Origin of the sequence: Plantactinospora alkalitolerans (assembly GCF_015690345.1) — a bacterium.
Taxonomy (GTDB): domain Bacteria; phylum Actinomycetota; class Actinomycetes; order Mycobacteriales; family Micromonosporaceae; genus Plantactinospora; species Plantactinospora alkalitolerans.
Map to the genome: position 1 here is coordinate 1 of NZ_JADPUN010000256.1, position 20,878 is coordinate 20,878.

The window sequence follows — 20,878 nt, forward strand, 5'->3', positions numbered from 1 at the left end:
GCCGTAGCTGCTGCCGGAGCTGGCCCAGCTACCCGCGGTTCCGGTCGACCCGGTATAGACATCCTCGTGCTCGACGTACGCCTCGTGTCCCATGTCCTTGTCCAGGTAGCCGAGGACAACGGTGCCGAACAGCGCCACCGCCGTCGCCGCCGCCGGACCGTACGTTGCCAGCGCCGGGCGATGGTCGGCGTCCAGGTGGCGGTGCGTGCGGCGTAACTGGTCGAGCATCGCGTCGGCGGCCCGGCTTCGGCGGGGTATCCGGGCCACCAGGACGTGGAAGCCGACGAGGGTCAGCAGCACCGACCCGCCGAGGTAGCCGACCAGCCGACCGTCGCTGGTGCCGAAGCTGATCCGGACGACGCCGACGGCCAGCAGCGCCAGCAGCAGCCAGGCGCCGCGCCGGGCCTTCCGCCTCGCCTCCGGGCCGAGGAGCAGTCCGGCCCGTTCCAGCTCGTCCCGCACCTCACCGACGGCTCCGACCACTCGGGGATCGGCCCGGAGCGCCTGCTGCGCCACACCGTCGGTGGCTGCTGCGTACACCGCCCGGTCGAGCGCGGTGGCGGCGGCCGGCAGCGGTCGGTCGACCCGCAACGTCCGCTTGTCCCGGTTCATCCGTACCGCCCCCGCGGCGCGCAGACCGGCCAGTGACGCGTAGACGGCCAGCCGCTCCCCGAGGTGCAGGTAGCCGACCTGCTGCGGATGCAGGTCCTTCAGACCGAGCCGGGGCGGCTGCTCGAGGACCCGGCGACGGTGGACCAACGCGCCGACGAAGACGGCCGCCGCCGTACCGAGGTAGGCCAGGACGAAGGTGGGGATGACGAGAGACCACACGGGCGCTCCCTGCACGAGGAGGAGGTTCACCCCAGTGTCGGGTGCGCCCGCCCCTGCTCAGTTCGGTGTCAGGTCTCGGAAGGGTAATGCCCGGCGGGGAACAGCGCTCGCGAGGGCCGGGGCGCGTCCGGCCGGAGCAGGCCCCGCTCGACCAGTTCGGCCCAGAGTTCGTCGGGCGGTGCCGGGGCGGCGGCCAACTCGGCGTTGCGGGTGATCTGTTCGGCATCCCGCGCGCCGACCAGCACCGAGGCCACCGCCGGATGGGCTCCGGCGAAGGCCAGGGCGGCGGCCGGCAGCGGAACGGCGTACCGGGCGCAGACCTCGGCGATCGCCTGGGCCCGGGAGACGATCGCGGCCGGTGCCTCGCCGTAGTCGTAGGGCAGGCCGGCGTGGGGCCGGTCGACGGCCAGCAGGCCGCTGTTGAACACTCCGACGTTGAGCACCGACACTCCCCGGCTCAGGCAGTCCGGCAGCAGCCCGTCCAGGGCGGGCTGTTCCAGCAGGGTGTACCGGCCAGCCAGCATCACGGCGTCGACCTCGGTCTCGGCGACGAACCGGTGCAGCACGTCCCACCGCTTCGAGCCGACCCCGAGCGCGCCGATCACCCCCTGGGCCCGCAACTCGTGCAACGCCGGGTACGCCTGTCCGAGCGCCTCCGCCTGGTGCTCCTCCGGATCGTGGATCAGCAGCAGGTCCACCCGGTCCAGGCCGAGCCGGTCGAGGCTGGCCTCCAGGGTCCGGCGTACTCCGTCGGCGCTGAAGTCCCAGACCCGGCGGTGCGCGGCCGGTACGTCGAAGCCCTCGTCGTCCCGGCGTCCCGCCCCGTCGGGATCCGGCACCAGCCGCCGGCCGACCTTGGTGCTGACGGTGTACCCGGACCGGGGACGTCCGGCGAGCGCCGCCCCGAGTCGACGCTCGGCCAACCCGAGCCCGTAGTGCGGCGCGGTGTCGAAGTAGCGGATGCCGGCGGCCCAGGCGGCGTCCACGGTGGCCGTGGCGGTGGCGTCGTCGACCGCGCCGAGCAGGTTGCCCAGCGGCGCGGTACCCAGGCCGAGCCGACCGACCGTGACCGTCGAACGGCCCAGCCGGACCCCGGACGGCCCGGTCATGGAAGGTGCCAGACGCGACCGAGGCCGTGGTCGTCGCCGGAGTAGTCGTCCTCGACCTCCAGCAGTTCGGCCATCCGGGCCTGCCAGGGAATGTTCGCCGGATGGTCCCGCAGGGCGGCCCGCATCGCCGGATAGTCGTCGACCTCCACCAGGTGGAACAGGTCCCGACCACTGCGCCAGATCCGCCAGGACCGGACCCCGGCCTCGCGCAGCGCCTCGTCCAGCGCGACCGGGATGGTGGCGTGCACCCGCTCGTACTCCTGTTCCTTGCCCGGCTTCAGTCGGGTGTGCAGGGCGATCTGCTCCACGCGTACCTCCTCAGGATCTGCCTGTTCCGGCGTTGGCGGCCGGCGGCCGGAGCCGCAGGCCCTGCATCCCGCCGTCCACCGCGAGTACGGCGCCGGTGGTGGACGCCGCCGACGGGCTGGCCAGGTACACGATCGCGGCGGCGACCTCGTCCGTGCTGACCAGCCGGCCGGTGGCCTGCCGCGCGCGCAGCGCGACGAGTTCGGCGTCGGGATCGGCGGTGGCGGAGAGCAGCCGGCGGACCCACGGGGTGTCCACGGTGCCGGGGTTGACGCAGTTGACCCGGATGCCCTCCGCCACGTGGTCGGCGGCCATCGCCAGGGTCAGCGACTGCACCGCGCCCTTGCTGGCGCTGTAGAGCGCCCGCTGCGGCAGGCCGGCGGTCGCGGCGATCGAGCAGGTGTTGACGATGGCCGCGCACGGCGATTCCCGCAGCGCCGGCAGGCAGGCCCGGGTCACCCGGACCAGGCCGACCACGTTGACGTCGAGGACCCGGTGCCACTCGTCGTCCGGATTGCTCTCCACGGTGCCCAGCGCGCCGATCCCGGCGTTGTTGACCAGGATGTCGAGCCGGCCGAACGTGGTCACGGCGGTCCGCACCGCGACGCGGACCGACTCGTCGTCGCTGACGTCCGCGCGGATGCCGAGCAGCGGTTCCGGCACCGACTCCGGGGTCAGGTCGAGGCAGGCCACCCGGGCGCCCCGCGCGGCCAGCAACCGCGCGGTGGCCAGCCCGATCCCGGACGCACCGCCGGTGACGAGAGCCGTCAGGCCGGTGAACTCGGTCATCCCACCACTCCACATCGGGTCAACTGTCACGCCCGGCCGAGAGCCGCCGATCGCGATCATGCCTGGCCATACATCCGATGTCTAGCCGGTCCCCCGGCTGCCCGACCAGCGGCAAGGCTCCACTGTGCCAGGCCTGCACCGAACCCGCGTCGCGAGCCGCCCTCGGACCCGCAAATAACGATCGATCCCGATAAATCATCCGAGTGTGCCCCATCGACGTGGACTGATCCGCGCGAGGTGTTGACGCGGCCGCAGCACGTCTGCAACATTACGACGACGTAGCGCAACTTCCGGGCTAGAGGCTGTCGGATAGCTCCGTACTTCCCGGAATAAATGAACAGGCGCCCTCCGTACTTCTGCCCGCCGGGCCAGACGCCGACCAGGTCCGGCCGTCCCCGCAGCCCCCTGTCGGTTCCGACGAGCGCCGAAGGAACGCAATGAGACAGCAGCAGGTAAGGCCACGCCTGATCGCGGCCACGCTCGCCACCGGACTGGTCGTGGTCGCCGGATCGCTCTTTCCGACCTCGACCTCGGCCTCCGCCGCGACCTCGGCCTCCGCCGCGACCTCGGCCTCCGCCGCGACCTCGGCCTCGGCCCGCCCCGACAACCCGGCACAGCGGGCCGCTACCGCCGCCGTACCCGCCACCCTGACCGCCAGCAGTTCCCACCCGGAGTACCCGGCCAGCAACACCGGCGACGGCAACCAGGCGACCTACTGGGAGAGCGGCAACAACGCCTTTCCACAGTGGATCCAGGCCGACCTCGGATCGGCCGCCGACGTGAACCGGCTCGTGCTCAAACTGCCGACCGGCTGGGGCACCCGGACCCAGACCCTGTCGGTACAGAACAGCAACAACGGAACGACGTTCAGCACGCTCGTCGCCACCGCCGGCTACACCTTCAACCCGGCCAGCGGCAACACCGTCACCATCACCCTGCCCGCGACCAACACCCGGTACCTGCGGCTGCACATCACCGCCAACACCGGCTGGCCGGCCGGTCAGCTCTCCGAATTCGAGGTGCACGGCCCGACCGGCGGCCCCGACAACCAGGCACCGACCGCGCCGACGAACCTGGCGTACACCCAGCCGGCCAGCGGGCAGATCCGGTTGACCTGGTCCGCCGCCACCGACAACACCGGCGTCACCGGATACGACGTCTACGCCAACGGCACGCTCCGGGCCAACCTCGGCAACGTGCTGACGTACACCGACGACCAGCCGGCCAGTGCCACGGTCACGTACCAGGTGCGGGCCCGGGACGCCGCCGGCAACGTGTCGCCGAGCAGCAACAGCGTCACCCGGACCGGAACCGGTGGGCCGAGCGGAACGAATCTGGCCGTTCACCGGCCGATCACCGCCTCGTCGACGGTGCACACCTTCGTCGCCACCAACGCCAACGACGACAACGTGGCGACCTACTGGGAGGGCGCCGGAGGGGCGTACCCGAGCGTGCTCACCGTGCAGCTCGGCGCGAACGCCACCGTCAACTCGGTGGTCGTCCGGCTGAACCCCGACCCGGCCTGGGGGCCACGCAGCCAGACGATCCAGGTGCTCGGCCGCGAACAGAGCAGCTCGACGTTCACCACCCTGGCGGCGGCGACGCTCTACAGCTTCAGCCCGGCCAGCGGCAACAGCGTGACCATCCCGGTCAGCGGCAACGTCGCCGACGTACGCCTGTCGATCACCTCCAACAGCGGAGCACCGGCCGGACAGGTCGCCGAGTTCCAGGTCCTCGGGGTGCCGGCCCCGAACCCGGACCTGACCGTCACCGCCGCCACCTGGAACCCGGCCGCGCCGGTCGAGACCACCGCGATCACCGTCTCGGCCACGGTCCGCAACGCCGGCACCGCCGCGTCCGGCGCCACCAACGTCAACTTCTACCTGGGTACGACCCTGGTCGGCACCGCCGCCGTCGGCGGGCTCGCGGCCGGGGCCAGCAGCACCGTCACCGCCAACGCCGGCCCACGCAACGCCGGCAGTTACCAGTTGAGCGCCAAGGTCGACGAGTCGAACGCCGTCGTCGAGCAGAGCGAGACGAACAACAGCCTCACCAACCCGTCCCCGCTGACCGTCTCCCCCGTCGCCAGCTCGGACCTGGTCGCCGTCGGAAGCTGGTCGCCGAGCACCCCGGCGAACGGCCAGCTCGTCACGTTCTCGGTGGCGATCCGCAACCAGGGCACCATCGCCTCGGCCGGCGGCGCGCACGGCATCACGGTCTCCGTGCTCAACGCGACCGGTGCGACGGTGCGGACCCTGACCGGCTCGTACAGCGGCACGGTCGGCGCCGGTGCCAGCACCGCACCGGTCAGCCTCGGCACCTGGACCGCGGCGAACGGCCGGTACACGGTACGGACCGTACTGGCCGCCGACGCGAACGAGCTGCCGGTGAAGCAGGCCAACAACACCAGCGACACCCCGTTCTTCGTCGGACGCGGCGCGAACATGCCGTACGAGATGTACGAGGCCGAGGACGGCGTGCTCGGCGGCGGTGCGTCGATCGTCGGGCCGAACCGGATCGTCGGCGACCTCGCCGGTGAGGCCTCCGGCCGGCGCGCGGTGACCCTGAACGGCACCGGAAGCTACGTCGAGTGGACCACCCGGGCGCCGACCAACACCCTGGTCACCCGGTTCTCGATGCCGGACAGCCCCGGCGGCGGCGGAGCCAGCTCGACGCTGAACATCTACGTCGACGGCACCTTCCACAAGGCGATCGACCTGACCAGCCGGTACGCCTGGCTCTACGGCAACGAGGCGCAGCCGAGCAACTCGCCCGGCGCCGGTGGCCCCCGGCACATCTACGACGAGGCGAACGTGATGCTCAACTCGTCGATCCCGGCCGGTAGCCGGATCCGGCTCCAGAAGGACCCGGCCAACAACACCACGTACGCGATCGACTTCATCAACACCGAGCAGGTCTCGCCCCGGGCGAACCCGGACCCGGCCCGCTACACCACCCCGACCGGCACGGGCCAGCAGGACGTCCAGGACGCGCTGGACCGGGTCCGGATGGACACCACCGGCAACCTGCTCGGGGTCTACCTGCCGGCCGGCACCTACAGCACCTCGAACAAGTTCAACGTGTACGGCAAGGCGGTAAGGGTGGTCGGCGCGGGCATGTGGTACACCCGCATCCAGACCCCACCCACCGGCTCGGACACCAACGCCGGCTTCCAGGTCGAAAGCTCGGCGAACGGCTCCTCCTTCGAACACCTCGCCTTCTTCGGCAACTACACGTCCCGGATCGACGGCCCCGGCAAGGTCTGGGGCGAGCTGTCGAACGTGCAGAACCTGACCTTCGACAACGTCTGGGTCGAGCACACCGTCTGCATGTTCTGGGGCGTACACGTCAGCAACATCACGATCAGGAACTCGCGGATCCGCAACACCTTCGCCGACGGGGTCAACATGACCAACGGCAGCACGAACAACCTGGTCAGCAACGTCGAGGGACGCGGCAACGGCGACGACGCGTTCGCCCTCTTCTCCGCGACCGACTCCGGTGGCGGGGCGAACACCGGCAACGTCTTCGAAAATCTCACGGCGACGCTTACCTGGCGGGCGGCGGGCGTGGCGGTGTACGGCGGACAGGACAACGTCTTCCGCAACATGTACATCGCCGACCAGCTCGTCTACTCCGGGATCACCATCAGCTCGCTGGACTTCGGGTACCCGTTCGTCGGATTCGGGCCGGGCCTGACCAGGATCGAGAACGCCTCGATAGTCCGGTCCGGCGGCCACTTCTGGGGCGCGCAGACCTTCCCCGCGATATGGGTCTTCTCCGCCTCGAAGGAGATGCGGGGGATCCGGGTCAGCGACGTCGACATCGTGGACCCGACCTACCACGGCATCATGTTCCAGACCAACTACGTCGGCGGTCAGCCACAGTTCCCGGTCACCGACACGGTATTCACCAACATCTCGATCAGCGGTGCGCAACGCAGCGGTGACGCGTACGACGCCAGGTCCGGGTTCGGCATCTGGGCCAACGAGATGCCCGAGGCGGGCCAGGGGCCGGCGCGCGGCACGGCGTTGTTCAACAACCTCCGGCTGAGCAACAACTACCAGGACATCCGAAACACCACGTCCACCTTCACCATCACCGTCAACCCCTAGCTGCGTAAGGAAGGGCCCCTTCTTATCGTTTTCTGATGTAGAAGGGGCCCTTCCTAACACCGTGCGGAGCTACTCGTCGCGCGGAGCGGCTCTACTTGGCGGCCGCACCGAGGCAGAGGATGTAGCCCTTCCGGAACCGCCGCCCGTCCTCGTAGAACGACGCCTCGGTCTCCGGGTAGGCGGCGCAGACGGTGTCGTTGTGGTCGGCCTCGGACTTGCCCTCCAGGCGACCGAGCACCTTCCACTCCGCCGCCGCGTCGGTGCATTCGACCATTCGCAGGTCAGACGTGCTCTGTCCGGCCATGCAGTCGCCGGCCTTCGCCTGGTTCGGCTCGTCGAGCCCCGCGTAGATGGCGAACGGTGCCACCAGAACGGCGATTCCAAAAAGGATCAGCCGGAACTTGCTGACCGTACGTAGGTTACGGAACCAGGTGCCGATCGACTTCTTCGACTTCTGTTCCGGCTGGGTGATATCGGACATGCGTGTACTCGCTCCCCGTGTGGATCGGTGGGACCGGCAGAGGATAGCGGGGCCGTCACGGACCGGGAAGGGCTGGTCCGGCAGTTCTTCCGCCACCTGGCGGTAGCGTTTTCGACCGTCATTCCGTTACACCCCAACGGGGGTGGTGGCGCGGATTACCGTGGCGGCTCGTGCCGCCGGGCGAGAGCCAGGTCCCGCCAGGTGGCGAATCGCCCGGCCGGGTCGCTGCCGCTGGAGTAGTACCAGGGCCACTCGGTGACGTTGTCGCCGATCGCGTCGAAGACGGCTGCCGCCGCCGGATAGTCCTCGGCGAAGGAGAAGGCGAGGGCGAACGAGTTGAACGCGCTGGGCCAGCCCGGCCGACGCTGGTAGTCCGGGTGCCAGACCGACCGCTCGGCCGCCGCCCGCAACTCGGCGCGCACCGCCGAACTCATGATGTACGGATCCTTCTCCTCGCTCGGCAGGTCGAGCCAGTGCTCGATGTGCGCCACCGCCACGAGTTCCGGAAGCAGGCTTCCCCCGGGCGCCCCGGCTGCGGCCGTACGCGCGAAGTCGAACATCTCCTCCGTGCTGCCGAACCACTTGCGGCAGAGGAACTGGAGCATCTGTCGGTGCGCGATCAGATGGGTCGGATGCCGGCGTACCACCTGGTCGAAGCGGCGCACCGCCTCGTCCCGGCCGACCTGCCGGCCCCGCGCCGCCGTGACCAGGAACGTCCAGGCGGTCGTGTCGGTCGGATCGCGGTCCACCACCTCGTCGAGGCAGTTCTCGGCCAGTCGCAGCCGTTCGAAGAAGCCCTGGAACTGGCCCTGGCTGGTGTTTTCGGCCGTGGCGCCGCCCCGGGCCTCCCACGCCCAGTAGACGGCGTGACAGCCGCGTACCAGCAACGGCAGCGTCGAGTGCGGTTCGGCCGCGATCCAGTCCCCGATCCAGTCCTGCACCCCTGCCGTGTCCGCGCAGACACCTAGGTAGAAGGCCCGGTCGTCCGGGTGCTCGACCGAGTTCAGGAAGTCCCGCACGCCGACCCGGTCCCGCTGCTCGAGCGCGGTACGCAGATGCCGGGCACCCGGATCACCCATGGCCTCGTCGATGGTCGGTCCGGTAGGTGGAGCCGCCTGCCGAATGCGCGCACCCGTCGGCGGTTGCTGTTTCTTTCGGAATGGCCACATCACCGTCTCCTCCCGCGAATGACCGGACGAGGCTAGCGGAACCCGAATCCGTCGCCGATCCGGGTCGGCCTCGGCGCCCGGGTACAGAATGGCGGGGAGGAAGACGTACGCCGTGGAACGGGAAGGCAGCGGGAAGGCGGATCGACAACGCAGCGCCGCTGGGCAGAATTGTGTTACGTCAACTCGCCGGTTCGCGTGACGAGATATCTCACTGAATCCGATCCGCGAACGACTTGATCTGCTTCCGGTCGCTGCCTAACGTAGGGCCGCGATCACCTGGACCGGTCAACCGACCGGTGCGGGTCGAAGTTCGTCGGCGAGGCCCGGGTTCGGCTCTGCACGGCTGGGAGGGTTGTGGAAGGGTTCGGACGTTCCGCGCCGGTCGCCGTACCTCGCACGGCACGACGACCTGTCGTCGCCGCGCGCCGGTCTGATCGGAACCGTGCGACCCGGACCAGCGCGGACCGTGCCGACTGACCTGGCGGAAACGGTCCGGTCGGCCCAGGACGGGGACGAGGAAGCGTTTCGCCTGCTCTACCGGACCCTCCAACCGGGGTTGCTGCGCTACCTGACCGTGCTCGTCGGCGCCGATGCCGAGGATGTGGCCTCCGAGACGTGGTTGCAGATCGCCCGCGACCTGGCGACCTTCGCCGACGGACCGGGCTTCCGGGCCTGGGCGACCCGGATCGCCCGAAACCGTGCACTGGACCACCTTCGGCTTCAGGGCCGACGTCCGGCGCTGCCGGTGCCGGTCGAGGAACTGTCGGAGATGCCCTCGGCCGAGGACACCGCCGAGAGCGCCAGTGCGGGATTGGGAACCGACGCGGCGATCGCGCTGATCGCCGCCCTGCCCAGGACGGAGGCCGAAGCGGTGCTGTTGCGCGCGGTGATCGGTCTGGACGCGGAGAGCACGGCGCGGGTGCTGGGCAAGCGTCCCGGTGCGGTCCGTACGGCCGCCCACCGGGGGCTGCGCCGGCTGGCCCGGATGCTGGAACGGGAGGAGTCGTTCAGGCCGGAAGACCTGGGGCCGTCGGCTGCCGGTGCCGGACCGGTCGGCGACGGCCGTCCCGGCCAAGCCGTGGCGGCGAGGCAGGGATGGCGCTGAGAGGGGGACGGATGGGCTCGCGCCGACGCCCTCGGCCGGAGCCGGACGGCGTCGACCGACTGCTCGACGCCGCTGCCGCAGGGGTCACCGAGCCCGGACAGCCGCCCCGGAACCCATCCAGCGTGTCCCGGACCTACGAGCAGGATCCGGTGGCAGGACTGCTCGCCGCTGCGGCGGCACCGGTCCGGCCGAAGGAACTCGACGGCGAGGAGCCGGCAATGGCCGCGTTCCGGGCGGCCCGGCACGCACCGGCCGAGGCCGCCCGGAACGCCTCCCTCTCGACAGCCCGGCGGGTGTCTCCGGCGGCGTCCGGGGACACCACGGCCCCGGCGGCGTCCCGGCTCCGGCGCTCCCGCCGGCGGCTGACCGCCGGAGCGGGTGCCTGGATCGCCGTCGCCGCCACCACGCTGACCGCCGGCGCGGCGCTGGCCGCCGACGCACTGATCACCCGTCCGGCCCCGGCACCCCGGCCCGGGCCGAGCATCGGCACGACCACCTCGGATCCGACGGCGCCGCCGGACGTGCCGTCCACCGCCGTACCCCGTCCCGGGATCCCCGGACCCCGCAGGTCCGGCTCCGGCCCGGCGGGGCTGGCACCGTCGGTCTTCGGGCTCTGCCACGCCCACCTCGCCGGACACGGGGCGAACCAGGGTCGGGCGGCCGGGAACGACCCGCCGACAGCGCTGGTCGAGGCGGCTGGCGGCCGCTCCGAGGTCGAGACCTGGTGTCGTGAACTCCTTGCCACCGATCCGAGGCCCGGCAACGGCACACCCGGCAACGGCGACCGGGACACCGATCCCGGTCCCGACAACAACCCGCCCGGCAGGGACAACCCGCCGGGCAAGAACGATCCGCCGGGCGGGAATGGCGTGCCGGGCAAGGACGATCCCCCGGGCAAGGAGGCCCCGCCGGGCAGGGACGGTCCGCCGGTACGCGGCGGCGGCTGACCGCGCCGCTGGGAGCGGGCCTGCTCCAGTCAGTCCAGGACCTCGACGATGTCACCGACGCTGACCGTGCGACCCTCCGGGGGCGGTCCGCCCGGTTCGGCCCGCACCTGCATCTGGAGACCGAAGAGGAGCTTCCGGTCGACATTCCGCCGCGCGGCGAGCATCCACAGTGGCTCCCGCCCGCGCTGCCCGGTCTCCTGGTCGATCGTCGCGATCAGACAGCGGCCACACTCGTTGGCGCCGTGGAACACGGCCCCGCCGATCCTGATCCGCCGGCCGACCCACTCGCCCTCGGCCCACGGCGCGGCACCACTGACCACCAGGTTGGGGCGGAACTGGATCATCGGCAGCGGCCCCTCGGTGCTGCCCGACTCCAGTAGCCAGTCGTTGAACACGTCCAGCGACGCGGTGTTGGCCAGCAGCAGCGGAGTGCCGTCGGCGAAGCTCAACTCGGCGCCGACGCCGGTCGGAACCGGCCAGGGAACGAGGTTGCCGGTGGGGTCACCGAGCCAGACCAGCCGGGCGGCGCGGCCCAACAGCCGGTTGAGCCAGTCGTCCGCCTCGGGGCCGACGGCCCGTACCGGTGACGGTGGCCGCCCCCGGTACACCCGGACCTGGATCGCCTCGCCGCCGGTCGGTTCGTCCAGATCGAGCGGTGCCATTCCCGGCGCGTCCAGGGTCAGCCCGCCGGGCCGCGACACCGCCCGCATCGTCACCAGTTCCCGGTGCTGGCGCTGGGTCAGGCCGAGCCCGTTCTCGTCCACGATCAGCCAGCGCCGGTCGCCGTCCAGGCCCCACGGCTCGACCCGCGCCGTGTCGCGGTCCATCCGGCGGCACCCCTTGACCGGGTACGTGTGAATCGAGGCGACTCGCATCCGACCAGGATGACACGAGGCAGCCTGACGCCGGTACCCTCGCTGCGGCGCACGCCCGTTGCCAGCCGACCCGGAGTCGCGACCCGATCATCCGGTCCGCACCCCACGATCTGGGGATCCGGAACGCCTGTGGGTCACCGCGTTGGCGGGCCCGGCGCCACACGCCCTTTTCCTGCCGTCAGCCGCCCGCCGGTCTCACAGGCCCGGAGAGCAGGTCGGCGACCGCGGTGATGCCGGCCCTGATCGTGCGTTCGGGAAGGTTGCCGAACCCCAGCACGAGTCGTGCCGGCGCCGCTCGTCCGCCGGACGTCAGGGGACTGAGCCCGTACAGACCGACGGAGCGTTGCCGGGCCTCGCTGATCACCCCGGATTCGGTGACGCCGTCGGGCAGGTGGGCGAGCGCGTGAAAGCCGGCGGCCAGCCCGGTCAGTCGGACGGCGGGCGCGTGTCGTGCCAGCGACTCGGAAAGTGCCAGGCGGCGGGCGGCGTAGAGCGAGCGCATCCGGCGCAGGTGGCGGTCGTACCGGCCGGACGAGATGAGGGTGGCCAGTGCGAGCTGGTCGAGGCCGGGGCAGCCGCGGTCGTGGATCTGTTTCTCCTCGCTCAGTGCCCGGGTCAGCGCGGGCGGGCACAGCATCCATCCGAGCCGGATCGTCGGGGCCAGCGACTTGCTCACGGTGCCCAGCGACAGCACGCGGTCGGCTGCCAGCCCGTGCAGCGAACCGACCGGCTCGCGGTCGTAGCGGAACTCGGCGTCGTAGTCGTCCTCGATGATCGTTGCATCGTGCCGGTTTGCCCAGTCCACGAGTTGCCGGCGCCGCGCCGGGGCCAGTACGACGCCGGTCGGCCACTGGTGTGCGGGGGTGAGGATGACCGCGCGGGCGTCGGTGGCGGCCAGCGCGGTGACGTCGATGCCGTCGTCGTCCACCGGCACCGGCACCAGGCGGAGGCCGGCGCTGGCGGCCACGGCCGCGTTTCCGTCGACCGGGCCGGGATCTTCGCAGGCTACGGTCGTGACGCCGCCGCGCGCGAGCGTACGCAGGGCCAGGGACAGACCCTGCTGGTATCCGGCACAGACGAGCAGGTGCTGCGGCTCGGCCGCGGCGGCCCGTACCCGGCGCAGATAGCCGGCGAGCACCTCCCGCAGGAACTGGCTGCCGCGCGGGTCGCCGTAGTCGAACAGGGTGTTGGGTGCGGCCCTGGACCCCTCGCGCAGTGCCCACAGCCAGTCGCCGCGCGGGAAGCTGGCCAGGTCGGGGACGCCCGACTGGAAGTCGGCCAGCAGCCGCTCCGGCCGGGTCGGCGGTGGCGGTGGCGGTGCGGCCGGCGGGGTGACCGCGCCCGACGCGACCCGGGTGGCGGATCCGGCCCGGGTGGACAGGTAACCCTCCGCCTGTAGCTGGCCGTAGCAGTCCTGCACCAGACCGCGGGACAGCTCCAGTTCCCGGGCGAGCTGACGGGACGAGGGCAGCCTCTCGCCGACCTTGAGCCGGCCGGTGCGGATCGCGTCACGCAACTGCCGCTCCAGCTGCGAGGTGAGCGGCTCGCCACTGGCCCGGTCCAGCGTCAGCAGCAGCTCCGGAGCCGAACTGGACCACTCGATCGACATGAAACTGGAGCTTACTGGAAACCCAGCTGGCTCCTAGCGTCGAATGCATGCCGACCTCGACGCTCGCGTACCTCCCGGTCACCGCGACCCGCCCGCCGGGCACCCGACCGGTCCTGATCACGCGGCAGTTGCTGATCCGGTTCGTCTCGATGGTCGGCTCGGCCACCAGCTTCTACCTGCTGCTGTCCGTGGTGCCGAGCTACGTCGCGGCCGCCGGCGGGGCCGCGCCCGGTGCGGTCACCGGCGCACTGATGCTGGCCACCGTCCTCGGCGAGATGGTCACGCCCCGCCTCGTCGCCCGCTACGGCTACCGTTGGGTGCTCGCGACCGGGCTGGCCCTGCTCGGTGTGCCGTCGCTCGCGCTGATGGCCTCGACCCACATCGCCGCCGTCGTGGCGGTGTGCCTCGTGCGTGGGCTCGGTTTCGCGCTCACCGTCGTGGCCGGTGGCGCGATGACCGCGACGCTGATCCCGGCCGAACGGCGCGGTGAGGGCCTGGCCCTGACCGGCGTGGTCGCCGGCGTGCCGGCGCTGGCCGCGCTGCCGCTGGGCCTCTGGCTGTCCGCGCACCACGGCTACCCGCCGGTGTTCGTCGCCGCCGCGGTCGCCGCCCTAATCGCGCTCGCCACCGTCCCGTGGTTGCCCACCCGCACCGCGACCGCCGGCAAGGCGACCGCCATCGGCGTGTTCGCCGGTATGCGCATGCCGCAGCTACGCCGCCCGGCGCTGGTCTTCGCCCTGACCACCACGGCGGCCGGCGTCTTCGTGACGTTCCTTCCGCTGGCGGTGCGCCCCGGATCGGCCGGCGTCGTCGGCGCGGCGCTGTTCGCCCAGTCCGCCGCCTCGACGGCGGCCCGCTGGTGGGCCGGCCGGCACGGCGACCGGCACGGTTTCACCACGCTGCTGATCCCCGGCCTTCTCGCCGCGGCCGCCGGGATGGCGCTGCTCATGTTCACCAGCAGCACCGCGGCGGTGCTGATCGCGGCCGTCGTCTTCGGCACCGGCTTCGGCATCGCCCAGAACGCCACGCTCGCCACCATGTACTCGCGGGTGCCACAGTCCGCGTACGGCACCGCGAGTGCACTGTGGAATCTCGCCTACGACGCCGGCCTCGGCATCGGCGCGGTTGCCTTCGGTGCGCTGGCGGTCGGCACCGGCTACCCGATCGCCTTCGTCCTCACCGCACTCGTGGTGATCGTCGGCCTGCCCATCGTCCGGCGCGACCGTCGCGCCGGCTGACCACGGAGGATCCGGAATGCGCAAGATATTCCTGTACATGACCAGCACCGTCGACGGATTCGTCGCCGGCCCCGACAACGAACTCGACTGGATGATCCAGGCTCCGGACGAGGAACTGAACGCCGACATCGTCGCCCTGCTCAGCACCGCCGACGCCGGTTTCCTCGGCTATCCCGTGGCCCAGGGCATGGTCCCGTTCTGGCGGGCGGTCGCCGCCGACCCGAACGCGTCGAAGGACAGCCGCGCCATCGCCGAGGCGGTCAACAACCTGCACACCATCGTCGTCTCACGGACCGATGTCGACGTCCCCTGGGACGACACCGAGGTCCTCGTCGCCCCCGACGACGCGGCCCTGTTCGACGCGGTGACCCGGATGAAGCAACAACCGGGGCGGGACCTGGGGGTACCCGGCGGCGTCCGCACCGCGCGGGCGTTCGTCCGGCTCGGCCTCGTCGACGAGTACATCCTGCACGTCCACCCGGTGGCGATCGGTGCTGGGAAGCGCCTCTTTCCCGGTCCGGTCGGCCTCACCCTGATCGGTGCGAAAACCTATCCGTGCGGCGTCGTACGGGTCCATTACCGCAACGCCTCCCGATGAGGGCGTTCACCCGGTGGCGGCGGGCTTGCGGTGGCTGACGATGACGCCGCCGACCACGAGGAGTCCACCGAGGACCGTCGCCGGGCCGGGCGTCTCGGCCAGCGTGATCCAGCCGAGCACGGCGGTGACGGGCGGCGCGAGATAGAGGGTGCTGGTGGCGGCGGCGACACTGACCCGGCGCTGGGCGTAGGCCCAGGTGAGAAAGCCGACGGCGCTGGGGCCGACGCCGAGGTAGACGATGCTGGCCAGGGCGGCCGGCCGGGTGCCGGAGGTCAGGTCGCCGGCGAGGTGACCCGCTGCCGGGAGGGCCGCCAGGACCCCGGTCCAGGTGGCATAGGTGGTCACCTCGAACCCGGTGTATCGGTCCAGCAACGGCCGCTGGAGTACGAAGAACAGCGCCTGTGCGGCGGCCGCGCCGAGGATGAGCAACGCGTCGGCGCCGGCGGTCGGGGTGGTGCCGTGGGTGACCGCGATGACCGTTGCGCCGGTGACGCCGAGCCCGAGCCCGATCCAGTTGTTGGCGTTCGGGCGCTGGGCGAGCAGGGCCCAGGCCAGCACGGTGGCCAGGACCGGGCTCGTGTTGACCAGGATGTTGGCGGTCGAGGCGTCGATGGTGCGTTCGCCGGCGTTGAGCAGGAACTGGTAGCCGACCATGCCGGTAAGACCGCACGCGACGAGCCGGCCCAGATCGGCACGGGCCGGGCGGCGCAGCCCGACCAGCGGCGCGGCCACAGCGAGCGCCAGCGCGGCGATCAGCAGCCGGGCCAGGGTCATGCCGGGGGTACTGAAGTGCGGTGTCGCGATCCGGATCGCGACGAACGCCGACGACCACAGCAGCAGGGTGGTGGCGAGCGCGGCGGTGACGCGGCGCACGTCACCGCCGCCGCCCATCACCGCTTCGCTGTGGACCGTGGGCCGGTCCAGGTCTCGCCCTCACGCAGGATCACGAGCTGCCCGGGGTAGCCGCTGGCCTTGAGGCTGCGGGCGTACTCCTCGATCGGCTCGGCGTAGAAGTCGAAGGTGCTGTGGTGGATCGGGATGACAGTGTCGGGGTTGACCACCGTGGTGACCCGGCTGCCCTCGGCCCCGTCGAGGGAGATCAGTCCCCATGGCCCGCCGGTCTTGCCGACCCCGCCCAGATGCGGCAGCAGCAGGTCGACGCGGGGCATGGCGCCGGTGATGTCGTGCAGTTCGTCGAACCAGACGGTGTCGCCGGTCCAGTAGATCCGGAACGCCGAATCGGCGGTGTGGTGCTCGATCAGGTAGCCGTTGACCACGCCGAGTTCGTGGCTGGCCCCGCTGTCGTGGGCGTGGTGGGCCGGTACCGCCGCCACCCGCAGGCGCTGTCCGTCCTTGTGCCAGGTCATATCCTGGCCCCAGTCCAGGCCGGTCACCTGCCCGAAACCCCAGTCGCGCAGCAGCGGGACGTTCGCGGTGGGCGCGAGCACCGGCAGCGAACTGTCGAGGCGCTCGACCGCCGTGGCGTCGAAGTGGTCGGCGTGCAGGTGGCTGGCGATCACCGCGTCGAGATCGTCGAGGCGGACGTCGGGCAGTGGCGCCAGCCGCGCTATCGGCACATTCAGCTCGCCGGTGGTCGGGTGGCGTCGCATGACGAACGCCTCCGGGCCCTCGCCGAGCGTCGGGTCGGTGAGGATCCGGAACGCACCGAGTTCGATCCGGGTCGTCGGTCCACCAGCCCACATCAGCCGCATCGGGCATCCTCTCCGCCGGCCGGGTCGCATACCGGCCGTGTAATGGAAAACAGATTAGGTTCCATTAGGGAGGCTACGAGTTGACCAAATGGGAGTCAAGACCGATACCATTAGAGCCATGGAGCCGTCCGTGAGCGACCGCTGGGCGCTGGCAGACCCACGGCTGGCCATCGACCTGCTCAGCACGCTTCGACACGAGCACGACGCGGTGGTCGACGATCTCGCCGACGCGCACGAGACCACCGCATGGTTACGCGACCGGCACCCCGACACCGACGACGGAGCGCAGACCCGTGCGCTGCTGGTGCGGCTGCGTGATCTGGTGCGACAGCTGCTCACCACCGCCGTCGACGGCACGCCCGCGCCCCCGGACGTCGTCGCACAGATCAGCCTGCTCGCCGCCGGTGCACCGGTCACACTCGCCGCCCGCACCCATCCCGACGGCACCGTCACCGTCGAACGGGCCAGTCACGGCGACCCGGACGTGACGCTCGCGGCCGACCTGGCCCGCTCGGCGCTGATCCTGCTCGCCGAGCCCGCCCGCGACCGGCTTCGGCTGTGCCGGGCACCGGGCTGCATCCTGTTCTTCCTCCAGCAGGATCCCCGCCAGCAATGGTGCTCGCCGACCTGCGGCAACCGGGCCCGGGTGGCCCGTCACTACGCCCGCCGCAACACCCGCCCGGACGCCGGGACCGGTCGCAGCTGACGGCCGTACATGACGGTCAGCTCGGCTGGGCCCGGGCCCAGTGCGGCAGCTCCTCGCGGGCGGCGAGCCATGCCGCTGGTACGCCGACCACGTCCGGCCGGTCTCCGAGCCCGGTGTACGCCGCCACCACCCCACCGACGATCGCTCCGGTCGTGTCGACGTCCCCACCGGCCGCCACGCACGCGGTGATCGCGGCCGGATAGTCAGCCAGGTGGGTGGCCGCGACCCAGAGCGCGAACGGAACCGTGTCCTGGGCGGTCACCCGGGAGCCGTTGCCGAGGTCGTACGCCGCCTCCTCGACCGTCACCGGCTCCGCCGACCGCCGGTCCAGCAGCCCTCGGGCCCGGTCCATGCCCCGGCGCACCTGCCCGTCGATCAGATAGGGCTGGAGTTGGTCGAAGAACGCGGGCGCGGACGGGCATACCCCGGTGAGCCGGGCGGCGGCGGCGACCGCGGCGGCGACCGCGACCAGAACCGCACCGGCGATCCCCTCCGGATGTGCGTGGGTGACCTCGGCCGATCTGATCGCCTGCTCGGCGGCCCGGCGCGGCCGGTCGGCGTGGTAGGCGCCGAGCGGGGCGACCCGCATCGCCGCGCCGTTGCCGCAGGAACCCTCGCCGCCGAACGCGGTCCCGGCCGCGTCCCGCCACGGCACGCCGTCCCGGATCTGGTGCAGGATCACCACCGCGCCCGCCCCGTAGCCTCGGTACGGTTCGCAGCGGTCCGCGAAGACGTCGGCGAGCCGGTCCTGTTCGATCTGCCCGTGTTCGCCGAGTTCGGCAACGACCGAGCAGGCCATGTGGGTGTCGTCGGTCCACTCCCACGGACCGGCCGGCGGGCGTCCCGCGATCAGCTCGGCGAGCGACCGCCCGACCATGAAGAACTGGGCGCCGAGCGCGTCGCCCACCGACAGCCCGTGCAGGCTGTCGTAGCAGAGGTCGAGCCGGGCCGGCTCGTGCAGTACGAAACTCATCGCTCCCGATCATGCCCGAACCCCACGCATTCGACCATCCCGCGGCAGGCCCGCGGCCGAGCGTCGTGCCGTCGTGCCGTCGTGCCGTCGTGCCGTCGTGCCGTCGTGCCGTCGTGCCGTCGTGCCGTCGTGCCGGTCAGTCTGGCCGGACGTCAGCGCCGGCAGGCCTTGAGCGAGGTGGTGGTCTTCGCGGTGCGGGTGGAGCCGTCCTTGAACTTCGCCTCCGCCGTGACGTTGATCGCGCCGCCGGCCGAGTTGCGCGGGTCGGCCCGGAACGGCCCGAGGCTGGCGAGCCAGGAACCCCGGTCGTTGCCGATCGTCCGGGCGGATCCGCTGCCGTTGAACGGCACCTTGGTGCGTACCTGATAGCGGAACGCCACCGACGAGACGTCGCCGGCACCGCTCACCCGAACCGTCAGCAGTCCCCAGCTCGGATTGCCGCAGCCCTCCTGATGGAGACCGGTGAACGTCCGGGACTGGGTCATCATCCCGCCCGAGACGCCTACCGTCACCGTCGACCGCTGCCCCATCGTGCGCGGCCGGCTGGCCGGCGCGGCGGTCGTGGGCGCGGGTCGGCTGGCGCGCACCGCCGTCGGGGTCGGCGCCGACGTCGGGTCCACTTCGGTCGGTGTCGGCAGGGGTGACGGGGACTCGGAGGCCGACACCCCGTCGGCCCACTGGGGCGGCTCGGTGCCGCCACCTCCACAGGCCGCCGTGAGCGGCAGGACCGCCACGCACGCGACGGCGAGCGCGGCAACGGATCGGATACGCCGGGGGTCGAGGACAGTCACCATAATCCCATCAGTCGTGTTGGCCCCATTTCGCGGCATCAGCCGGCCTTGACCGTAGTCTCCTCCCTCGATGTCTCCAAATTCGACCCCGGAAGCGGGACCGGCAGCCGATCGGACCGTCGGAACCGTTGACCGCGGGCGAAGGTACGCGCCACCGGAGGCGGGTCGACCTACGGCTGCCAGACCAGCTCGACGGCTCGGGTGCCCTCGGCGAAGCGCCCGGTCGGCGACGCCGTACGGAGCAACGCGCGCAGGTCCCGCTCGAACTCGGGCCGGCGCTCGGCGAACAGGTGCGGCGCGGCGTACGACAACGAGAAGACCGCGCTGACCACCTCGTCCTCGGTGCGTTCCGACACCACGCGCCCGGCGACCTCGAAGCGGCGCGGTCCCCGGTAGCCGGCGGCCCGCATCACCTCCTCCTCCCCGCCCTCCGTCCCACCCGGCAGCAGGCTCCGGCCGGCTCTGCGGACCGGGCCGAGATACCGGGCCACGAGCGCGTCGACCTCGTCGTGCGGCGGGCGGGGATGCGGCAGCGGGTCGTTCCCGGGCACTCCCCGGGACGTGCCGAGCCCGCCGGGCAGCTCCTCGGCGCGCAGGTGGTGCCAGCGCACGTTGTCGATCCCGGCCTGCTCCGCCGCCCGGTCGGCCCGCCGGAGCATGCCCGGGTCGGCGTCGATCCCCCCACCACCGCGTCGAAGAGGGGCGCCAGCAGAAGGGGCAGCGAACCGGGGCCACATCCGACGTCGAGCAGCCCGGCCGCGGCCGTCGGGCGCCAACCACTTGATGTGGCGGACTTGTTTATGCTACAAAGTTGTCCGTTGCATCAAGTACGGGTGTGGTCGGCTCCACCGGCCGGCCCGGAGCCGGGGAGGAAGCACGATGAGCAGCACGACCGAACGACCCACTGCCACCGAGAGCGGAGCCGGCAGCGGCTTCACCCGGGACGACATCCGGGGACGAGCCGTCGGAATCGTGGTGATGGCGTTCTTCGGCCTGGCCTGGACCAGTTGGGGCCTGTCGGCCGACCTGCCGACCACTGTCGAGAGGGTGCTGACCGTGGCCAGCGCGCTCGCCACGGTGCTCGCGATCGGCGGTGCCGTCCATCTCTTCCGGCGCTCCGCCGCCGTACCCCCGGCCGGTGCCGCGGCCGGTCACTACCAGGCCGCCCGCCGCCGCTTCGGGCTCATCGTCACCGCCGAGTTCGTCGGCATCTACGTTCTCGCCCGGATCCTCGCCGCCGTCGACCACACCGAGCTCATCCCGGTGGTCGTCTGCCTCGGCGTCGGCATCCACTTCTTCCCGCTCACCCGGCTGTTCAGGGTCCCCCTCTACGACCTGACCGGCGCCGGGCTCTGCCTGGTCACCGTGGGCACCGCCGTACTCGCCCCGCTGACCGGCCACCCGGCACTCTGGACCGTCCTGCCGGGACTCGGTGCCGCGCTCGTGCTGTACGCCACCGCCGTGGTCCTGTTCCGCGCCGGCACCGGCACCAGCCCCGGCCGGTGGGCCTGACCGAGCGGCCCG

At 71.8% G+C, this 20,878-nt stretch carries 20 protein-coding genes; 7 read left to right on the forward strand and 13 right to left on the reverse strand.

Going from position 1 to position 20,878, the window contains the following annotated elements:
• The 4 genes from I0C86_RS28935 to I0C86_RS28950 form a co-directional block, all read right to left on the reverse strand.
• The coding region (locus tag I0C86_RS28935; RefSeq protein ID WP_196204475.1) for a TIGR04222 domain-containing membrane protein at positions 1-831 on the reverse strand (831 nt) is incomplete at its 3' end.
• A 68-nt stretch (positions 832-899) separates the two neighbouring features.
• Positions 900-1,940 carry an aldo/keto reductase gene (locus I0C86_RS28940; RefSeq protein ID WP_196204476.1) on the reverse strand — a complete coding sequence of 347 codons (1,041 nt, stop codon included), beginning with the start codon at positions 1,938-1,940 and terminating at the stop codon, positions 900-902.
• Complete coding sequence (locus I0C86_RS28945; protein WP_323373898.1) at positions 1,937-2,248, reverse strand: L-rhamnose mutarotase; 312 nt, start codon at positions 2,246-2,248, stop codon at positions 1,937-1,939. Before I0C86_RS28945 ends, I0C86_RS28940 begins: the two co-directional genes overlap by 4 nt.
• A 10-nt stretch (positions 2,249-2,258) precedes the next feature.
• The gene (locus I0C86_RS28950; protein ID WP_196204477.1) at positions 2,259-3,035 is read right to left on the reverse strand and encodes an SDR family NAD(P)-dependent oxidoreductase; all 777 of its coding nucleotides are present in this window, start codon (positions 3,033-3,035) and stop codon (positions 2,259-2,261) included.
• A 437-nt stretch (positions 3,036-3,472) separates the two neighbouring features.
• On the opposite strand from I0C86_RS28950, the gene I0C86_RS28955 reads away from it, so the two are divergent.
• Positions 3,473-7,150, forward strand: coding sequence for a discoidin domain-containing protein (locus tag I0C86_RS28955; RefSeq protein WP_196204478.1), 3,678 nt, complete (start codon positions 3,473-3,475; stop codon positions 7,148-7,150).
• Between the two features lie 91 nt (positions 7,151-7,241).
• On the opposite strand, the gene I0C86_RS28960 is transcribed toward I0C86_RS28955, so the two are convergent.
• Together I0C86_RS28960 and I0C86_RS28965 are read right to left on the reverse strand one after the other, a co-directional pair.
• Positions 7,242-7,631: an LppU/SCO3897 family protein gene (locus I0C86_RS28960; RefSeq protein ID WP_196204479.1), complete on the reverse strand. Its 390-nt coding sequence runs from the start codon at positions 7,629-7,631 to the stop codon at positions 7,242-7,244.
• A 155-nt stretch (positions 7,632-7,786) separates the two neighbouring features.
• Entirely contained in the window at positions 7,787-8,710 is a 924-nt protein-coding gene (locus I0C86_RS28965) for a DUF4034 domain-containing protein (protein ID WP_196204480.1), read from the reverse strand.
• 532 nt (positions 8,711-9,242) lie between these two features.
• Here I0C86_RS28965 and I0C86_RS28970 point away from each other — a divergent pair.
• Both I0C86_RS28970 and I0C86_RS28975 read left to right on the forward strand, forming a co-directional pair.
• Positions 9,243-9,905 (forward strand): RNA polymerase sigma factor, encoded by a 663-nt coding sequence (locus tag I0C86_RS28970; protein ID WP_323373900.1) that lies wholly within the window; start codon positions 9,243-9,245, stop codon positions 9,903-9,905.
• A gap of 11 nt (positions 9,906-9,916) precedes the next feature.
• Positions 9,917-10,852, forward strand: a complete 936-nt coding sequence (locus I0C86_RS28975) for a hypothetical protein (RefSeq protein WP_196204481.1) — start codon at positions 9,917-9,919, stop codon at positions 10,850-10,852.
• Between the two features lie 29 nt (positions 10,853-10,881).
• Here the strand turns inward: I0C86_RS28975 and I0C86_RS28980 are convergent, their stop codons facing one another.
• Both I0C86_RS28980 and pdxR read right to left on the reverse strand, forming a co-directional pair.
• Positions 10,882-11,727, reverse strand: a complete 846-nt coding sequence (locus I0C86_RS28980) for an MOSC domain-containing protein (RefSeq protein WP_196204482.1) — start codon at positions 11,725-11,727, stop codon at positions 10,882-10,884.
• 178 nt (positions 11,728-11,905) lie between these two features.
• The gene (gene pdxR / locus I0C86_RS28985; protein WP_196204483.1) at positions 11,906-13,336 is read right to left on the reverse strand and encodes a MocR-like pyridoxine biosynthesis transcription factor PdxR; all 1,431 of its coding nucleotides are present in this window, start codon (positions 13,334-13,336) and stop codon (positions 11,906-11,908) included.
• 47 nt (positions 13,337-13,383) lie between these two features.
• Here pdxR and I0C86_RS28990 point away from each other — a divergent pair, with 47 nt between their 5' ends.
• Positions 13,384-14,574: an MFS transporter gene (locus I0C86_RS28990; protein ID WP_196204484.1), complete on the forward strand. Its 1,191-nt coding sequence runs from the start codon at positions 13,384-13,386 to the stop codon at positions 14,572-14,574.
• 16 nt (positions 14,575-14,590) lie between these two features.
• Complete coding sequence (locus I0C86_RS28995; RefSeq protein WP_196204485.1) at positions 14,591-15,172, forward strand: dihydrofolate reductase family protein; 582 nt, start codon at positions 14,591-14,593, stop codon at positions 15,170-15,172.
• Positions 15,173-15,178: 6 nt separating this feature from the next.
• On the opposite strand, the gene I0C86_RS29000 is transcribed toward I0C86_RS28995, so the two are convergent.
• Both I0C86_RS29000 and I0C86_RS29005 read right to left on the reverse strand, forming a co-directional pair.
• On the reverse strand, positions 15,179-16,063 hold the full coding sequence (locus tag I0C86_RS29000; RefSeq protein WP_196204486.1) for a DMT family transporter: 885 nt from the start codon (positions 16,061-16,063) through the stop codon (positions 15,179-15,181).
• A complete protein-coding gene (locus I0C86_RS29005; protein WP_196204487.1) occupies positions 16,063-16,884 on the reverse strand; it encodes an MBL fold metallo-hydrolase in 822 nt (273 codons plus the stop codon). The genes I0C86_RS29000 and I0C86_RS29005 overlap by 1 nt, the downstream gene beginning before the upstream one ends.
• A 118-nt stretch (positions 16,885-17,002) precedes the next feature.
• Between I0C86_RS29005 and I0C86_RS29010 the strand changes: the two genes are divergently transcribed.
• Positions 17,003-17,590: a CGNR zinc finger domain-containing protein gene (locus I0C86_RS29010; protein ID WP_196204488.1), complete on the forward strand. Its 588-nt coding sequence runs from the start codon at positions 17,003-17,005 to the stop codon at positions 17,588-17,590.
• A 16-nt stretch (positions 17,591-17,606) separates the two neighbouring features.
• Here the strand turns inward: I0C86_RS29010 and I0C86_RS29015 are convergent, their stop codons facing one another.
• The 3 genes from I0C86_RS29015 to I0C86_RS29025 form a co-directional block, all read right to left on the reverse strand.
• Positions 17,607-18,563: an ADP-ribosylglycohydrolase family protein gene (locus I0C86_RS29015; RefSeq protein ID WP_196204489.1), complete on the reverse strand. Its 957-nt coding sequence runs from the start codon at positions 18,561-18,563 to the stop codon at positions 17,607-17,609.
• A 152-nt stretch (positions 18,564-18,715) separates the two neighbouring features.
• A complete protein-coding gene (locus I0C86_RS29020; RefSeq protein ID WP_196204490.1) occupies positions 18,716-19,357 on the reverse strand; it encodes a hypothetical protein in 642 nt (213 codons plus the stop codon).
• A gap of 167 nt (positions 19,358-19,524) precedes the next feature.
• On the reverse strand, positions 19,525-20,013 hold the full coding sequence (locus tag I0C86_RS29025; RefSeq protein WP_196204491.1) for a hypothetical protein: 489 nt from the start codon (positions 20,011-20,013) through the stop codon (positions 19,525-19,527).
• A 220-nt stretch (positions 20,014-20,233) separates the two neighbouring features.
• Here I0C86_RS29025 and I0C86_RS29030 point away from each other — a divergent pair, with 220 nt between their 5' ends.
• Positions 20,234-20,866, forward strand: coding sequence for a hypothetical protein (locus I0C86_RS29030; RefSeq protein ID WP_196204492.1), 633 nt, complete (start codon positions 20,234-20,236; stop codon positions 20,864-20,866).
• The last annotated feature ends 12 nt before the right edge of the window (positions 20,867-20,878 follow it).

Excerpts from the sequence above, each read along its gene's own strand:
- I0C86_RS28940 (WP_196204476.1), bottom strand. The coding sequence starts at position 1,940 with ATGACCGGGCCGTCCGGGGTCCGGCTGGGCCGTTCGACGGTCACGGTC.
- I0C86_RS28950 (WP_196204477.1), bottom strand. The coding sequence starts at position 3,035 with ATGACCGAGTTCACCGGCCTGACGGCTCTCGTCACCGGCGGTGCGTCC.
- I0C86_RS28955 (WP_196204478.1), top strand. The coding sequence starts at position 3,473 with ATGAGACAGCAGCAGGTAAGGCCACGCCTGATCGCGGCCACGCTCGCC.
- I0C86_RS28960 (WP_196204479.1), bottom strand. The coding sequence starts at position 7,631 with ATGTCCGATATCACCCAGCCGGAACAGAAGTCGAAGAAGTCGATCGGC.
- I0C86_RS28965 (WP_196204480.1), bottom strand. The coding sequence starts at position 8,710 with ATGGGTGATCCGGGTGCCCGGCATCTGCGTACCGCGCTCGAGCAGCGG.
- I0C86_RS28975 (WP_196204481.1), top strand. The coding sequence starts at position 9,917 with ATGGGCTCGCGCCGACGCCCTCGGCCGGAGCCGGACGGCGTCGACCGA.
- I0C86_RS28980 (WP_196204482.1), bottom strand. The coding sequence starts at position 11,727 with ATGCGAGTCGCCTCGATTCACACGTACCCGGTCAAGGGGTGCCGCCGG.
- pdxR (WP_196204483.1), bottom strand. The coding sequence starts at position 13,336 with ATGTCGATCGAGTGGTCCAGTTCGGCTCCGGAGCTGCTGCTGACGCTG.
- I0C86_RS28990 (WP_196204484.1), top strand. The coding sequence starts at position 13,384 with ATGCCGACCTCGACGCTCGCGTACCTCCCGGTCACCGCGACCCGCCCG.
- I0C86_RS28995 (WP_196204485.1), top strand. The coding sequence starts at position 14,591 with ATGCGCAAGATATTCCTGTACATGACCAGCACCGTCGACGGATTCGTC.
- I0C86_RS29000 (WP_196204486.1), bottom strand. The coding sequence starts at position 16,063 with ATGGGCGGCGGCGGTGACGTGCGCCGCGTCACCGCCGCGCTCGCCACC.
- I0C86_RS29005 (WP_196204487.1), bottom strand. The coding sequence starts at position 16,884 with ATGCGGCTGATGTGGGCTGGTGGACCGACGACCCGGATCGAACTCGGT.
- I0C86_RS29010 (WP_196204488.1), top strand. The coding sequence starts at position 17,003 with ATGGAGCCGTCCGTGAGCGACCGCTGGGCGCTGGCAGACCCACGGCTG.
- I0C86_RS29015 (WP_196204489.1), bottom strand. The coding sequence starts at position 18,563 with ATGAGTTTCGTACTGCACGAGCCGGCCCGGCTCGACCTCTGCTACGAC.
- I0C86_RS29020 (WP_196204490.1), bottom strand. The coding sequence starts at position 19,357 with ATGGTGACTGTCCTCGACCCCCGGCGTATCCGATCCGTTGCCGCGCTC.
- I0C86_RS29025 (WP_196204491.1), bottom strand. The coding sequence starts at position 20,013 with ATGCTCCGGCGGGCCGACCGGGCGGCGGAGCAGGCCGGGATCGACAAC.
- I0C86_RS29030 (WP_196204492.1), top strand. The coding sequence starts at position 20,234 with ATGAGCAGCACGACCGAACGACCCACTGCCACCGAGAGCGGAGCCGGC.